Below are 15,820 nucleotides of genomic sequence, written 5' to 3' on the forward strand. Positions count from 1 at the left end.
CAAGTGTCCAGCCGCATCGCCTCCCTGCCCTCGACAACTCATGCGTCGGGGAGGCGGCTTCGGTGAAAGCCGTCGCCGGTCGCGATGTCTCCGATTTTGTTAATGGCGGTTCGCATAAGTGCGGGCGCCGCGGTAGATTTTAGTGGTCTTTCTATCAAGGGCTCCTGGTATCGGCTCTGACCCGGGGGAGAACGTAAGGGGCGGCGACGGTGGTATCGAGACAGCAGAGTCCCGGTTCACCTGTGCAGATCAACTCGCAGCGGACCCCGCCCTATAAGTGGATCGCGGTCGCCACGCTGCTCGTGCTCGCGGTGATCTTGGCCCTGGTGTACATCCAGTTCCGGGGCGGCTTCACGCCGAAGACCGAGTTGACGATGCTGGCGTCGCGGGCTGGGTTGGTGATGGATCCGGGGTCGAAGGTGACCTATAACGGGGTGGAGATCGGGCGGGTTGGCAAGATCGCGGAGACGGTGCGTGATGGTAAGCCGGCGGCGAAGTTCACGCTGGAGGTCTATCCGCGGTATTTGGCGTTGATCCCGTCGAATGTGAATGCCGATATCAAGGCGACGACGGTGTTCGGTGGCAAGTATGTGTCGTTGACGACGCCGGCGCACCCGTCGCCGCAGAAGATCTCGGCGCACACCGTGTTGGATGCGCGTTCGGTGACCACCGAGATCAACACGCTGTTTCAGACGATCACCTCGATCGCGCAGAAGGTCGATCCGGTCAAGTTGAATCTGACGTTGAGCGCGGCGGCGCAGTCGTTGGCCGGGCTGGGGGAGAAGTTCGGGCAGTCGGTGGTCAACGCCAATACGCTCCTCGACGACGTGAATCCGCGGATGCCGCAGGCGCGCAAGGACATTCAGCGGCTGGCGGCGCTTGGGGACACGTATGCGGACGCCTCGCCGGATTTGTTCGACTTTTTGAGCAACGCGGTGGTCACCTCGCGCACGATCAACGCGCAGCAAAAGGATTTGGATCAGGCGTTGTTGTCGGCGGCCGGGTTCGGCAACACCGGCGCGGACCTGTTCACCAAGGGCGGCCCGTACCTGGCGCGCGGGGCCGCCGATCTGGTGCCCACGGCCCAACTGCTCGACACCTACAGCCCCGAGCTTTATTGCACCCTGCACAACTACCACGACATCGTGCCCATCACCGGCGCCTCCGAAGGTGGTTTCAACGGCTACTCGCTGAACATGAACACCGAGGTCACCTCGGGCCTAGGTCTGTTGCTCAATCCGGTCGCCACCGTCCCGGTCATCGCGTCGCTCCTGGGCGGCATCGCCGGGGTGGTCGGCGGGGCGCCCAACCCCTACATCTGGCCCGAGAACCTGCCACGCGTGAACGCCCGCGGCGGCCCCGGCGGCGCCCCGGGTTGCTGGCAGCGGGTCACCCGAGACCTGTGGCCCGCGCCCGAACTCGTGATGGACACCGGCAACAGCCTCGCGCCCTACAACCACCTGGACACCGGATCGCCGTACGCGATCGAGTACGTCTGGGGCCGTCAAGTCGGCGACAACACCATCAACCCGTAGCACGCGAAAGAGTTGCCGGGAACCATCATTCGCGTGCCGCCACGGTCGACGGCCCCGCCGCGCGCGGCGCGATAGTTCGGCGTTGCGTTGTTCGTGCCACCGCGTCGCGGTACATTGCACTGGTCTTCGTTATTGCATCTGTGTACAGAGCCCCTGGTAACGGGCAGTGAGTCGGGGGAGTGATTTGCCGCAGCGCCGCCAGGCCGCGGCACCGACGTGAGGGGCCAGCTGTGGCGACGGTGGGTTATCTGAATAGCCAACCGCATGCCTTGCCGCCCAGCGCAAAATCCACCTTCGGATTCGTGGTGTAGCGCTATGGAAGGTTCACCCGTTCAGATCAACGACCCCCGGGTTCCGCCCTACAAGGTCTACACCTTTGTCGTTGTGGTGGTGCTCGCGGTGATCTTCACCTTGGTGTACATCCAGTTCCGGGGCGGCTTCACGCCGAAGACCGAGTTGACGATGCTGGCGTCGCGGGCTGGGTTGGTGATGGATCCGGGCTCGAAGGTGACCTATAACGGGGTGGAGATCGGGCGGGTCGGCAAGATCGCGGAGACGGTGCGTGATGGCAAGCCGGCGGCGAAGTTCACGCTGGAGGTCTATCCGCGGTATTTGAAGCTGATCCCGTCCAATGTGAATGCCGATATCAAGGCGACGACGGTGTTCGGTGGCAAGTATGTGTCGTTGACGACGCCGGCGCACCCGTCGCCGCAGAAGATCTCGGCGCACACCGTGTTGGATGCGCGTTCGGTGACCACCGAGATCAACACGCTGTTTCAGACGATCACCTCGATCGCGCAGAAGGTCGATCCGGTCAAGTTGAATCTGACGTTGAGCGCGGCGGCGCAGTCGTTGGCCGGGCTGGGGGACAAGCTGGGGCAGTCGGTGGTCAACGCCAATACGCTCCTCGACGACGTGAATCCGCGGATGCCGCAGGCGCGCAAGGACATTCAGCGGCTGGCGGCGCTTGGGGACACGTATGCGGACGCCTCGCCGGATTTGTTCGACTTTTTGAGCAACGCGGTGGTCACCTCGCGCACGATCAACGCGCAGCAAAAGGATTTGGATCAGGCGTTGTTGTCGGCGGCCGGGTTCGGCAACACCGGCGCGGACTTGTTCACCAAGGGCGGCCCGTATCTGGCGCGCGGGGCCGCCGATCTGGTGCCCACGGCCCAGCTGCTCGACACCTACAGCCCCGAGATCTATTGCCTGATGCGCAGCGAAGTCGATGCGCTGGGCCCCACGGGCGCGGCCGAAGGCGGCTTCAACGGTTACTCGCTGAACATGGACACCGAGGTGCTCTCCGGGCTCGGACTGATCGCGAACCCGGTGTCCGCGGTGCCCGTCATCGCGTCGCTGGTGGGCGGCATCGCCGGGGTGGTCGGCGGGGCGCCCAACCCCTACATCTGGCCCGAGAACCTGCCACGCGTGAACGCCCGCGGCGGCCCCGGCGGCGCCCCGGGTTGCTGGCAGAAGATCAGCCGCGACCTGTGGCCCGCACCCGAGTTGGTCATGGACACCGGCAACAGCATCGCGCCCTACAACCACCTGGACACCGGATCGCCGTACGCGATCGAGTACGTCTGGGGCCGCCAGGTCGGCGACAACACCATCAACCCGTAGCAGCCGAAAAGCTTGCTAGAGGCGGTGATTCGCGTCCCGCTCCGGCCCGCTCACGCTTGGGTGGCGGCGGTCGGCCGCTCATTGGATTTCACGTCGCGCCCCGCGCCGGCCGACACCGTGGCCGCCTCACCGCGCGCCAGGCCCACCGTCGCGACGATCACCACCACCGCCGTCACCGCCAGGACAAACCACTCCCAGCCGCCGGCCGCAAGCGTCTCGCCGAGCACGACGATTCCGAGGATCCCGCCCACCACGGGCTTCGCCACGATGATCGTCGGCAGCGACGCGGTGAGCGCGCCGGCCCGATACGCCGATTGGTGATAGATCATCCCGGCCACCCCGCAGCCCACCAGGGCATAGAGCTCGAAGGATTGCCACACCTGGCCCGGGTGGCGCTCGAGGATGTCGACGACGCCCTTCATCAGGACCGCGAACACCGCCAGCAGCGAGCCGGCCACCGCCGCAAGCAGCAGCGCCGCGACGGGACGATCCACCCAGATGCGGGCGCCCAACAAGCCCAACAGCAACAGCGGGCCGATCACCGCGGCCACCACGAGCCACGTCTGCAGCGGCGCCCGCTGCTGACCGCCGGTCGGGTCTCCGATCGCGATGAGCACCGCCAGCGCGACCGCCAGCAGCAGCGCCCAGGTCCACTCCCGGCGCGTGATCGGGTGATGGCTCATCCGCGCGTAAATCGGCAGCGCGAACAGCAGCGCCGTCACCTGCAGCGACATCACCAGCAACACCGAGCCCTTGTCGAGGGCGGCGGCCAGCAGCACGTAACTGCCGATGTCGCCCAAACCGCCCAGCCACCACCGGGTGTCGCGCAGCAACATGCCGAACAACGTCAGGTGGCCCACCCGCCTGTCGGTGACCTCCTGCGCGGACCGCTGACGCACGACGTTGCCGATCGCAGATGCCAGCGCGGCACACAGGGCGAGAATGGCCGCCAGATGCACGTCGGACATGGCATAACCTCCTCACCCAGCTGGCTTGTGCTCGAATTACTAATTTAATCGCGGCCCCGACCGGCGCGCCTCGCGGTTGCCCGGGCCGCACGGACGCGGCCCGCTCAGAGCGGGAATGCGGTTCCGGTGAGCCGCTCGGACAGTTCCCAGAGCGCGGCGGCGGTGCCCGCGCGCTTGGCCGGCCAGTTGCGCCACGTCGGTTGGGTGCGACCGTACAGCCCGAACCGCGGGCCGACGAAAGTGTTGCCCGGCAAATCCTGCGACACCGCGTACAACGTCTGGCGGGCGCCGAAATCCGCGTCGGTCGACACGATGCGGTCGACCGCCAGGACCGCCGCGTCGCCCAGTTTGCGGCCGGAGTTGCCCTGCAGGTTCGTGTGCGACCAGCCGGGGTGGGCGGCCAGGGCGCGCAGCGACGCGCCGACGCCGTCCAAACGCCGCTGCAGCTCGCTTGTGAACAGCAGATTGGCCAGCTTCGACTGGCTGTAGGACAGCCAGGCCGAATAGGGCCGCGACTGAAAGTTCAAGTCCTTGAGGCTGATATAGCCGAAGTGGTGCATCAGCGAGGACACCGTCACCACGCGGTCGGTCAGCTTGGGCAACAGCAGGTTGGTCAAGGCGAAGTGGCCGAGGTGGTTGGTGCCGATCTGACCCTCGAAGCCGTCGACGGTCACCGCGTGTTTGGTGGCCATGATGCCGGCGTTGTTGACCAGGACGTCGACGGTGTCGATGCCCTCGGCGAAGCGCCGCACCGACGACAGGTCCTGCAGATCGAGCTGGCGCACCTCGGCCCGACCGGGGCCGGCGATGCGGGCGGCGGCGGCGTGCCCCTTGTCGGTGTTGCGGACGGCCAGGATGACGTGGCCACCGACCCGGACCAACTCGCGGGCGGTGATCTCACCCAGCCCGGCGTTGGCGCCGGTGATGATGATGGTCCGTCCGGCGAACGAGGGCAGCCGGGCTGCGGTCCAATCGGCCATGGCAGACACCCTAACGACGCGCCTGCCGAGCGCGGCGCTGGGCCGAGCGGCCGCGCGGTGGCGGTGAGGACGCATTGCTCGTCCGGCGGCGCTCGCAGGTATCGTGCCTGGGATGACCAGCGACATCCCACCGGCGCGGGTAGCACGACAGCGGTGTTTTGTCAGGTACGCGTGGGGGACCGCCGGATGTTTCTAGGCGTCATCGTCAATCCGAAAGCGCGGAAGAATCGTGCCGCGCCCCGCGAGCGCATCGACGAACTGCGTCGCCTCGTCGGTCCCTGGGGCGAGGTGCATGAGACCGCATCAATCGACGATCTCCGCGACACCATCGCGCAGATCGGTCCCCGGGTCACCCACCTGGTGGGCGACGGTGGCGACGGCGCGCTGCACTGGTTGATCAACGAAACCGAGCGATGCATCGGCGACCCGGAAAGTTGGCCGGCGTTCGTCCCGTCCAACGGGGGCAGCGTGAACGCGGTGGCCCGCAAGGCCCGGGTCCGCGGCCGGCCGGAGACGATCATCCGCGCATTGGTCGCCGCCGCCGAGGCCGATCAGCCTCCGCCCGAGATGTGGCTCGACACGCTGGTGCTCGACGGCGAAACCGCCGACGGCGCGGCGTTTCATCGGCTCTGCTTCGGGCTGGCCGCGGGCGGGGTCGGGAACCGCTTCTACGACCGGTATTACGACGCCCCCGATCACGGTCGGCTCGCCGTCGCGCGGGTGATCGCCCGCAGCTTCGGCGACTACATCACGTCCAAGATCGCCCCGAGTCGGGTCAAGACGCCGAACTACGCCTCGATCCTGTTCACCCCCACGAGCGCTCACGTGGTCATCGACGGCGAGGAGGTCCCGTCGCGCACGCACAGCCTGCTGCACGCCGGCGCGATCGATCTGCGCATCGGTGGCCCGCTGCGGTTGTTCCCCAAAGCTTCCGAGCCGGGTGCGCTGCACTTTCAGGCCGGATACCTGCGGCCGTCGCGGATCGTGGCGCAGCTTCCCACGGCGCTGACCAACGGCATGCTCCGCGGCAAGGGGCTGCGTGATGTCAACGGCCACGAGATGATCATCGAGGCCGAGGACGAGCCGCTGTCACCCATCATCGACGGGGAGCGCTTCCTGGGCATCGTGAAGCTCGTGGCCCGGGCGGGACCGCGGATCCGCATCGCGCAGGTCGCCCCGTCCACCATCGCCCGGGCGCACAGCGCGCCCGCGCCGTGACGCCTGTCACTTTCTAGTTCCGCAATCCACTTCCGGCGCCTGGGCACAAAAGCCGGCAATATCGGAATCTGGAAATCTTTTCTGGCTCAGCGATTTGACCATAAGGCGACGCGGGTGGCAGGGTTATTATTGCGCGCGCCGCGGGACATATGAATTGCGTGGATTAGTACATCCGTACGTCAGTATCTGAGGAGCAACATCAGGCATAACCCCTGCTCAACGACCACTGAGATACTGAAGTCCGTATCGACACAGATCAGGATTTATGCAATTGAATTCGCCGCTTAAGTCGAAGCTGTGAATGTGTTGTGCATAGCCCATTAATGCTGCTGGATGTTTTGCTCTTCACCGGGCGTCAGGGTTACATTGGTTTTATATTCATGACGGAAGTCGTTCCCGGGCTCAGCCCAAACCTGGAAGGGGGGTCGCTCCAAAGATGGAGACGCTGATCGATTACCTGCACAAGTGGGAAGCGCTGAAGCCGGACCAGACTCTCTTCCGCTTCGTCGACGTCGACGGGCGCGAACTCGAGCACTACACCTATCAGAGCTTCGCCGACCGCACCCGCGAGCTGGCCGCCTACCTGTCCAAAGAGGCCGGCCTCAAAGCGGGCGAGCGCGCGTTGCTCGTCTACCCCCCCGGCCTGGAGATGATCGCGGCGCTGTATGCCTGCGCCCGAATCGGGGTGATCGCCGTCCCCGTCAGCCCACCGCTGCCCATGTCGTTCGAGTCCGGACTGGCCAAGCTCAGTTTCATCGCGCGGGATTGCGGCGCCAAGGCCGTGCTGTCGACGAAGCAGTTCGAGTACGACTTCCGGCTGCTGCTCGGCCAGCGCCACGGTGGGCAGGCGTGGTCCGACGCCGCACTGCCGGAGCTGCCCTGGTTCGCCACCGACGGCGCCCAGGAATTCGGCGGCGCCCCGGTGGCGGACACGCCGGGGGACGTGCTCTTCCTGCAATACACCTCGGGCTCGACGAACGACCCCAAGGGCGTCATCGTCAGCCACGCCAACGTGATTGCCAACGGGTCCGCCTTCACCGGCGACGTGGTCCTGGCCTCGTGGCTTCCGCAGCATCACGACATGGGCCTGATCTCGGCCTACATGTTCATCCTGCTGCTGGGCGGGTCCACCCATGCGATGTCGCCGCTGGACTTCCTCGCGCGGCCCTCGTCCTGGCTTCGGCTGATCAGCGACGTGCGCGCCACGCACACGCCGGGACCGAACTTCGCGCTCGAATACTGCCTGCGTGAAGACAAGCTGCCCGCGTCCGAGCTGGCCGGTGTCGACCTGAGCAGCCTCGAGTGCATCGTCGTGGGGGCAGAACCGTTGCGGGCCAACACCTTCGACCAATTCCGGAAGCGGTTCGGCGACTACGGCCTGCGGCCCGAGGCGCTGACCGGCGCCTACGGCATGGCCGAGTCCACCCTGATCGTCTCGATCCGGGGGCGCCAGACCATCACGGTGAACAAGCGCGGGCTGGAAAAGAATGTCGCGCGGGTCGAAAAGGCGTTGCCGGAGAACAGCAACCAGGTCCCGTTGGTCAGTTGCGGCAAGCCCATCGACGAAACCCTGGTTCGCATCGTCGATCCCGAATCGCGAACGGCGCTGGGCGAGGGCCGGGTCGGCGAAGTCTGGCTGGACGGGCCCTCCAAGGGCGGCGGCTACTGGAACCGCCCGGAGCTCACCGCGGAGATGTTCGGGGCCCGCATCGCCGGCGATGACCACCACACCTATCTGCGGACCGGCGATCTCGGCTTCCTCTACGAGGGTGAGCTGTTCGTCTGCGGCCGCAGCAAGGACCTGATCATCGTGCGCGGCGTCAACTGCTACCCCTCCGACGTCGAAGCCGTCGTCGAACGTTCCGCCGGCCAGGTCCGCAGCGGGTGCGTCGCCGCGCTGTCGGTCGAGCGCGACGAGCAGGAGGCGCTGGTCGTGGTCGCCGAGGTGCGAGACGAGCACAACCTGCCCGACGCGAAGGCCCTGGCCCGCGCGATCCGGCGGCACTGCCACATCGATCCGCACACCATCGTGTTCGCGCCGCCACGCAGCATCCCCAAGACGACCTCGGGCAAGATCCGGCGCGCGCGGACCCGCCAGCTGTGGCTGGACGGCACGCTGCCCGCGTTCACGAGTTGGGTCAACCCGGCGGCCACCCGGACCCGCGACGCCGTGGAGGTCGGTGCGGGCCCGCTGGAGCGCTTCCGCAATCTCATCGAGAGCTACGACCTCACCGGCGACGAGGACTGCTCGTTCGCCGACCTCGGCATCGATTCGCTGGCGCTGGCCGAACTCCGCACCGACCTGCAGGCCGTGCTCGAGGAGCACGGCGCGGGCGAGCTCGCCGACGAGGTCAACACGCGCCTGCTGCAGCGGCTGACGGTGGCCGAATTCTTCGGGCTGATGCGCCAATTCGGCGAGGGATCCGGCCAGCCGCTGGACGCCCTGCGCCGGGCGCTGGATCAGATCTCGGCCGACTACGAGGCCTACGAGACCGCGCAGATGCGCGCCGACGCCGCCCTGCCGCTGCCCGAGCTCGCGCCCGCGCGAGCGGGTGCGCCCACCGACATCCTGCTGACCGGCGCGACCGGGTTTTTGGGGCCGTTCCTGGTGGGCAGCCTGCTCAGCCGGACGTCGTACAACGTGCACGCGCTGGTGCGAGCCACCGACGCCGCGCACGGTTTGGACCGTATCGTCGCGTCGCTGCGCCGCGCCCAGCTCTGGACGCCGGCGCTCGAGGCGGAGGTCCGGGCGCGGGTGCGGGTGATCTGTGGCGATCTCGCCGAGCCCGCGCTGGGCATCGGGGAGGCGGCCTTCCAGCAACTCGCCGAGGACGTCGACGCCGTCGTGCACAACGGCGCGCTGGTCAACTACGTGCGGACCTACGACGCCCTGCGGCCCGCGAACGTGGAGGGCACCCGCGAGCTGTTGCGACTGGCGATGACCGCCCACCGCAAGACCTTCCACCTGGTCTCGAGCACGTTCATCTACGGCTGGAGCACCGAACCGGTGGTCGGGGAGTGGGACGCGAACGAGAAGATGGCCGGGCTGGACTTCGGCTACTCGCAAACCAAGTGGGTCGGCGAGCAGCTGGCGCTGGCCGCGCAGCGGAAGGGCCTCGACGTCCGCATCTACCGGCCGTCGCTGATCTCTCCGACCCGGGCGGGCTTCGGCAGCCAGGACGACATCCTGGTGCGCCTCACGGCATTCATGATCGAGCACGGTCTGGCCGTCAACGCGCTCAACCAGATCAGCCTGCTGCCGGCGGACCTCATCGCGGATCACATCGTCGCGCTGATGGACCTCCCCGACGAGTCGGGCAGTGTCTTCAACATGACGGCCGACGACTACTACAACCTGACCGACATCACCCGGATCTTGACCGAGCGCTACGGGTACCGCTTTGAGTACCACGACATCGAATCGTTCGCCGAGCAGCTGGATCGTCAGTGCACGCCGAACGACCAGATGTATCCGCTGGTCGACTTCCTCACCCGGTCGGCGGGCAAGATCGCGGCGATGCGCGACAAGCGCTACGACAACACCCAGTACCGTCACCGGCGGGGGCTGGCCACGGTCCGCCTGCGCGAGCCGGCGCTCACCGAGACGGTCGATCACCTCGTCCGGTTCTTGCGCAGCGAGCGTCTGATCACTGAAGTAGAGGACGAGGCCCAGCGCAGCGCCTAGCACGGAAAGGGGATGGCAACGATGTTCACCGTCGATGACATGGCAGCGGGCCCGCATGACGCCTCGCTCGATCACGAGCGCATCGTCCTGCAGGCGCGTGACGTCGACTTCGACTGGTCGACGCTGCCGTTCTACTACGTGCCGAACGAGCCCTTCACCACCCACTTCTGCAACGTGCTGCACCTGCTGTTGCCGGCGGGTGAGGAGTTCATCGTCGACGCGTTCAAGGACACCCTGCCGCTGATCAAAGACGATCAATTGCGGCGCGATGTGCAGGGATTCGTCAGCCAGGAGGCCATGCACTCCCAGGCGCACGCGGGGGTGCTCGGGCACTTCGCGGCCAACGACATCGACGTCACGCCGTTCACCGACCAGATGCGCTGGCTGTTCACCCAACTCATCGGTGACCGGCCGCACTGGAGCCGGCGCCGCCGGCAGAGCTGGTTGCTCGAACGGGTCTCGATGGTGGCGGCGCTCGAGCACTACACCGCGATCCTGGGCGAATGGATTCTGGACACCCCTCAGCACGACGCCCTGGGCACCGATCCGGTGATGCTGGACTTGCTGCGCTGGCACGGCGCCGAGGAGGTCGAGCACAAGGCCGTCGCGTTCGACACCATGAAGCACCTGCGCGCCGGGTATTGGCGGCAGGTGCGCACCCAGCTGCTCGTGACGCCCGCGTTGCTGTGGCTGTTCATCCGCGGCGTGCGGTTCATGTATTCGGTCGACCCGTACCTGCCACCGGGGACCAAACCGCGCTGGCGCGACTACTTCCGCGCGGCCCGAAGGGGCTTGGTGCCCGGGCCATTCCAGTTCCTGCGGGTCATCGGCGCCTACTACACGCCGAGTTTCCATCCGTCCCAGCTGGGCGGGGTGGGTCGCGCGGTCGACTATTTGGCCCGCTCACCCGCCGCCCGCGCGTCGCACTGAACACGGGAGCGTTCGGGATGACTCAGTCCAGCACAGTGATCGCCTCAGACGGGGTTTCGCTGGCCGTCCACGCCTACACGGAGATCGACCCACGGCGGCCCACCGTTCTGGCGATCCACGGCTACCCGGACAACCACCACGTGTGGGACGGTGTCGCAGGCGAACTCGCCGGCCGGTTCAACGTCGTGGCGTATGACGTGCGCGGGTCTGGCGACTCCTCCAAACCGGCACGGCGAACGGATTATGTTCTGCCGCAGCTGGTTTCCGATGTCGGCGCGGTGATCGACAGCCTCGGGGTTGGCCAGGTCCACCTGTTGGCCCACGACTGGGGTTCGATCCAGGGCTGGGCGGCGGTCACCGACGATACGGTGATGGCCAAGGTCGCCTCGTTCACGTCGATCTCCGGGCCGCACCTGAACTATGCCGGCAGGTTCCTACGGTCCCCGCGCACACCGCGCGCCGTCTTCGACGTCGTCAAGCAGGCCCTCGCGTCGTCGTACATCTGGTTCTTCCTGTGCCCGGTTGTGCCGGAGCTGGCAATCCGCTCGCGCGCCACGGGGAAAGTCTTTGCCGCGGTGGAACGTATCAGCCGCAGCCGCGGCAGCGACCGGCAGCGGGCGGCGGCGACCCGGTCGATCGACGACTACCTCAACGGCCTCAACCTGTACCGGGCGAACATGCCGGCGCCGTTCTTCGTGCCCGTGAAGCAGTTGCCGCAGACACGGGTGCCGGTGCAGGTGCTCGTCGCCCGGCGGGATTATTTCGTATCGCCCGCCCTGCAACGGTTTACCGGCTCCATTCCGGACGGCGGCAGGATCGTCCCGATCGAGGGTGGCCATTGGGTGGTCACCTCGCATCCCGACGTCATCGCCGGATTCACCGGCGAGTGGGTCAACCTGACATCGGAGCCCGCGGGCCGTCACGGCATGGGGCAGGCGTGAGGATGGCTGTGACACGGGCTATTTGGGACAGCATTCCGGCCGACCTCTACGGCCGGCGCAAACGCGACCGGATGTACACCGCGTTGTACGGCGTCGGCACGCTGTTCGGCGGCATGGCGTCGGCGTCGCGGTGGACGCCTTCACGGGTCCAGCCCGTGCGGCGGACCACGACCGCGGTGATCACCAAACGTGAGGAGCCGGCGCCCGACGTGGTCGCGTTGACGCTGGCCGACCGGGACGGCGGATTGCTGCCATCCTGGACGCCCGGCGCGCACATCGACGTCCGGCTCCCGTCGGGACGCCGCCGGCAGTACTCGCTGTGTGGTGCGCCCGGGCGGCGCACCGACTATCGCATCGCCGTGCGCCGCATTCCCGACGGCGGCGGTGGTTCGATCGAAATGCACGACACCTTGCACGTGGGGGACTCGATCGAGTTCGAAGGCCCCCGCAACGCGTTTTATCTCGTCACCGACGAGCACGAGGTGTTGTTCGTGATCGGCGGCATCGGGGTCACGCCCATTCTGCCCATGATCCAGACCGCGCAGCAGCACGGAATCGATTGGCGCGCCGTGTATGCCGGGCGCAGCCGCGATTACATGCCGCTGCTCGACGAAGTGGTGGCGGTCGCGCCGGACCGCGTCACAGTCTGGGCCGACGACGAGCGCGGCCGGATCCCCACCGCGGCGGACCTGCTCGCCGACGCCGGCCCAACCACCGCCGTCTACGTGTGTGGCCCGACCGCGCTGCTCGAATCGGTGCGCATCGCGCGCGACGAACACGCGAACGCGCCGTTGCACTACGAACGTTTCGGACCGCCGCCGGTGATCGACGGCGTCCCGTTCGAACTGGAACTCGCGCGTTCGCAGCGGGTGCTCACCGTGCCGTCCAACCGGTCGGCGCTGGACGTGATGCTCGACCGCGACTCGACGACGGCCTACTCCTGCCAGCAGGGCTTCTGCGGCACCTGCAAGGTGAAAGTCCTTGCCGGACAGGTTGATCGACGGGGGAGCGCCGCCGAGGGCGACGACGAGATGCTGGTCTGCGTGTCCCGGGCCAAAAACGGGCGCGTGGTCATCGACGCCTGAGCGTTTCGAATCGCCTACATGGGGCCGGGAAGCTCTCCCAGGCTGGAAAGTTCGGCATGCACGGGTCCGATGGCGGCCTGGTATTGCTCGTCGGTGATGGTCTTGGCGTAGTAGCGGCTCATGCGGAGCTGGTATTGCTGGTCCCGGAGTTGGCGGATCCGATCGAGCCTGGCGGCGTCCGCCGCGCCGAATTTGAGCTGCTCGACGCTGATGTGGCCGGCCATGACCTGTTCGATGGGCGAGAGCCGGTAGCCGCAATGGGCGAGCAGCTCCAAGTAGACCTTGTGGGATGGCTGCTCTCCTGCCCGCCACGTGCCGCGCTGGGTTCCCCATTCGAAGGCGGCCAGCACCATCGCGAGCGTTACGACGAGGGGGTGCGCGTCGGCGTTGGCCGCTGCCGCCAAGTCCTCATCGCGGGAGGCGTCGACGCCGAGAAGCTCTGCGGCTATTGACATGCTGGCCGGGCAGTGCAATTCGGTCAGGTAGTGGAAGTTGCGGGCGATGAAGATGTCGATCCATGGCGGCGGCGCCGCAAGGAGATTGGCCCGAACCCAGTCGCGGCGCGCCCCGGCGACGCTCCGCGCGAGTCGGTCCAGCTCGCGCATCAGCACCCAGTCGCGTTTGGCGTCGGCGGCGGCCTCGGATTCCAGCTTGGTGGGCCGGCATCCGGTGAACGTGGAACTTCCCTCAACCTCGTCGAGGCTTAAGGGTCGCGCTTGATCGAAGGTCAAGTACGACGCATAGACGTCGAGTTCCGACGATCCGGTCCATCGCGCCAAATCGCCCAACGTTCTCTCGCCGGGCGACAACCTGCAGATGTGGTCTCGCTGTCTAAGGTCGTCACGGGTGTAGATCAGGCCGATTTCCCAATGCTGCCGCTCGTGACGAGTTCCGACGTACACGTACCATCCGGCCGGCCCGGCGACTCCCGGTAAGAAGTGCGAAGAAATCTCGACCAGCAGGTCATCGATGGTGGCCGAGGCGGGATAGACCCAGAACTCGCGATGGGAGTCGACGTCGTCGCCCATGGCGACCGAGTCGCGGTCGACGGTCACCTTCACCGTGTCAGACATGTGCAGCCCTACCTACCTTGACCCTGGGGCTACAAAGTATCGGAACGCGTTGGCGTTCGGTATTCGATTGCGCGCCGCTGCGTCATGCTTGAGCGATGCCGAAGAAACCGCTACGCCCGCCGGCGCCGCCGGAATCCGGTCCAAACGGTCCGCTGCTGGGGACGTGGCAAGCGGCCGGGCTGAGCATGGCCGTGATCGCGTCCGCGGCGGCGGATGGGCTGGGCGCGCTGCTCGGGGCGGTGACCGTGATTCCGGTGATCTATGCCTTGACGCGGCTGCGCGCCTACGCCCCGCACGCGCGCAGTACCGCCGAGTTGATCGGCGCCACGCTGGGACCCCGGGCGGGTTTCGCGGCGGGCGCCATTCAGCTGCTTGCCTATCTCGCGTTGGCGGCCAGGTTCGCGGTCGCGCTCGGAGCGGTTGTGCTGGTGGACTTTTCCTCCGGTGACGACCCCGCCAAGGTTGTCCTGTGGCTGCCGGCTTGCGCACTGGTGGCCGCGCTCGCCGTCGGTGCCGTCGTCTGCTGGGTGACGACTCGGGTCGTCGCCTCGGTGGTGACGCTGCTCGTGGTCGCGGGTTTGCTCGTCTACGTCTACCTTGCGGTGGCGGTCACCGCCCGCGTCGCCGCGGGCAGTGACGCGGTCGTCATCGGAACGGCCGCAACCCCGAGCCAGCTGTCCGGCCAGCTCGTCGGGTTCGGTCTGGGGATGGTGGGCGTCGAACTCGTAACGGCCCGCGCCGCGCGCATCGCCCGGCCGGGCCGATCGATGTCGCTCGCGGTCGCGGTGGTGATCGGCGCGGCGGTCATCTTGTGGGTGGGCGACCACCAGGGCGTCGCGGGGCCGTGGCGGTGGAACGCCAAGTTTCTGACCGAGGCTGTTCCGGAGTTCTACGCCGACGCAGGCTGGACGTGGATGGCCGTCGCGGGCGTCGCGTTGACGGCGGCGGCCGCGTTGGCTTCGGGGTGGGCGGCGGTGCGCGTCGCCGCCGGGCTGGCGGCCGCTCGTGAGGCAACGCCGAATACCGGCCCGCGAGTGGCGGTAGTAGGGCTTGTCGCGGCGATGGCGGCCACCGTTTCGGCGCACGGGATGCGCGGGATCGCCACGGTCGTTTTCGGCGCGGCGGCCCTGTTGCTCATCTTGTTGTATGTGTTTGCCACAGAGGCAAATTCACGCATTCCCGGTGACAGCCTCGTGGCGTGGTGGGTGCGGCTGATCGTGCCCGCCCTCGCCGTGGTGTTGGTGGTCAAACCGGTCGTGGATGCCCACTTCGCCGTGGTGGAGGTGGCGACGGTGATCGCCACGATGCTCGGGGCGTGCGCCGCGAGTGTTGCGGCGTCGCTGTCGAGGGCACCCCGAGTCGTCGCCAAATCTGAGTAGTCTTACGGATCCCCGCCACGGGTGTGCCGTCGCAGGCTTATTGGCATGACCGTTCCCAACAGCATGTCAAAAACCACCGCCGCCTTCTTCGTTCAGGCCGCCGTCGCCTTCGCGATCAGCTTTCTCACCGCGCTGGCCGGGATTTACTTTCTTCCCCTTGACGCGTGGCAACGCCTGTTCCTCGGCATCACCTTCCTCTTCTTGGTGTCGAGCGCGTTCACGCTGGCCAAGGTCATTCGCGACCAGCAGGAAGCCGCAACCGTGCGGGTCCGACTCGACGAAGCCCGCATCGAGAGGCTGCTGGCCGACTACGACCCACTCAACACCGCGAGCTGAGTAGTACTACTCAGCCCCAACGCGTAGAACCGCTCAGGCTCACAGCCGCGCGGTCGGCAATGCTTCT

General features: G+C 67.1%; 12 protein-coding genes. 9 read left to right on the top strand and 3 right to left on the bottom strand.

Annotation, left to right across the window (positions count from 1 at the left end):
- Window positions 1-242: 242 nt before the first annotated feature.
- The gene (locus tag QGN31_RS05695) at window positions 243-1,535 is read left to right on the top strand and encodes an MCE family protein (RefSeq protein WP_014942779.1); all 1,293 of its coding nucleotides are present in this window, start codon (window positions 243-245) and stop codon (window positions 1,533-1,535) included.
- 315 nt (window positions 1,536-1,850) lie between these two features.
- Window positions 1,851-3,158 carry an MCE family protein gene (locus QGN31_RS05700; protein WP_014942778.1) on the top strand — a complete coding sequence of 436 codons (1,308 nt, stop codon included), beginning with the start codon at window positions 1,851-1,853 and terminating at the stop codon, window positions 3,156-3,158.
- A gap of 50 nt (window positions 3,159-3,208) precedes the next feature.
- Here the strand turns inward: QGN31_RS05700 and QGN31_RS05705 are convergent, their stop codons facing one another.
- Complete coding sequence (locus QGN31_RS05705) at window positions 3,209-4,126, bottom strand: DMT family transporter (RefSeq protein ID WP_009952918.1); 918 nt, start codon at window positions 4,124-4,126, stop codon at window positions 3,209-3,211.
- 104 nt (window positions 4,127-4,230) lie between these two features.
- Complete coding sequence (locus QGN31_RS05710) at window positions 4,231-5,106, bottom strand: oxidoreductase (protein WP_014942777.1); 876 nt, start codon at window positions 5,104-5,106, stop codon at window positions 4,231-4,233.
- A gap of 186 nt (window positions 5,107-5,292) precedes the next feature.
- On the opposite strand from QGN31_RS05710, the gene QGN31_RS05715 reads away from it, so the two are divergent.
- The 5 genes from QGN31_RS05715 (at window position 5,293) to QGN31_RS05735 (ending at window position 12,965) form a co-directional block, all read left to right on the top strand.
- Window positions 5,293-6,324 (top strand): diacylglycerol/lipid kinase family protein, encoded by a 1,032-nt coding sequence (locus QGN31_RS05715; protein ID WP_014380891.1) that lies wholly within the window; start codon window positions 5,293-5,295, stop codon window positions 6,322-6,324.
- 436 nt (window positions 6,325-6,760) lie between these two features.
- Window positions 6,761-10,009, top strand: coding sequence for a thioester reductase domain-containing protein (locus QGN31_RS05720; protein ID WP_014942776.1), 3,249 nt, complete (start codon window positions 6,761-6,763; stop codon window positions 10,007-10,009).
- Window positions 10,010-10,030: 21 nt separating this feature from the next.
- Window positions 10,031-10,939 (top strand): metal-dependent hydrolase, encoded by a 909-nt coding sequence (locus tag QGN31_RS05725; protein ID WP_008259582.1) that lies wholly within the window; start codon window positions 10,031-10,033, stop codon window positions 10,937-10,939.
- 17 nt (window positions 10,940-10,956) lie between these two features.
- Complete coding sequence (locus tag QGN31_RS05730) at window positions 10,957-11,880, top strand: alpha/beta fold hydrolase (RefSeq protein WP_043955299.1); 924 nt, start codon at window positions 10,957-10,959, stop codon at window positions 11,878-11,880.
- A gap of 2 nt (window positions 11,881-11,882) precedes the next feature.
- Window positions 11,883-12,965 carry a PDR/VanB family oxidoreductase gene (locus QGN31_RS05735; RefSeq protein ID WP_014942774.1) on the top strand — a complete coding sequence of 361 codons (1,083 nt, stop codon included), beginning with the start codon at window positions 11,883-11,885 and terminating at the stop codon, window positions 12,963-12,965.
- A gap of 14 nt (window positions 12,966-12,979) precedes the next feature.
- Here QGN31_RS05735 and QGN31_RS05740 read toward each other — a convergent pair whose 3' ends face one another.
- The gene (locus tag QGN31_RS05740; RefSeq protein ID WP_014385615.1) at window positions 12,980-14,038 is read right to left on the bottom strand and encodes a hypothetical protein; all 1,059 of its coding nucleotides are present in this window, start codon (window positions 14,036-14,038) and stop codon (window positions 12,980-12,982) included.
- 95 nt (window positions 14,039-14,133) lie between these two features.
- On the opposite strand from QGN31_RS05740, the gene QGN31_RS05745 reads away from it, so the two are divergent.
- Both QGN31_RS05745 and QGN31_RS05750 read left to right on the top strand, forming a co-directional pair.
- Window positions 14,134-15,417, top strand: coding sequence for a hypothetical protein (locus QGN31_RS05745; RefSeq protein ID WP_014942773.1), 1,284 nt, complete (start codon window positions 14,134-14,136; stop codon window positions 15,415-15,417).
- 45 nt (window positions 15,418-15,462) lie between these two features.
- Window positions 15,463-15,753 carry a YiaA/YiaB family inner membrane protein gene (locus tag QGN31_RS05750; protein WP_009952929.1) on the top strand — a complete coding sequence of 97 codons (291 nt, stop codon included), beginning with the start codon at window positions 15,463-15,465 and terminating at the stop codon, window positions 15,751-15,753.
- The last annotated feature ends 67 nt before the right edge of the window (window positions 15,754-15,820 follow it).

Origin of the sequence: Mycobacterium sp. 2-64 (genome assembly GCF_035918375.1) — a bacterium.
In the GTDB taxonomy this organism is placed as follows: domain Bacteria; phylum Actinomycetota; class Actinomycetes; order Mycobacteriales; family Mycobacteriaceae; genus Mycobacterium; species Mycobacterium intracellulare.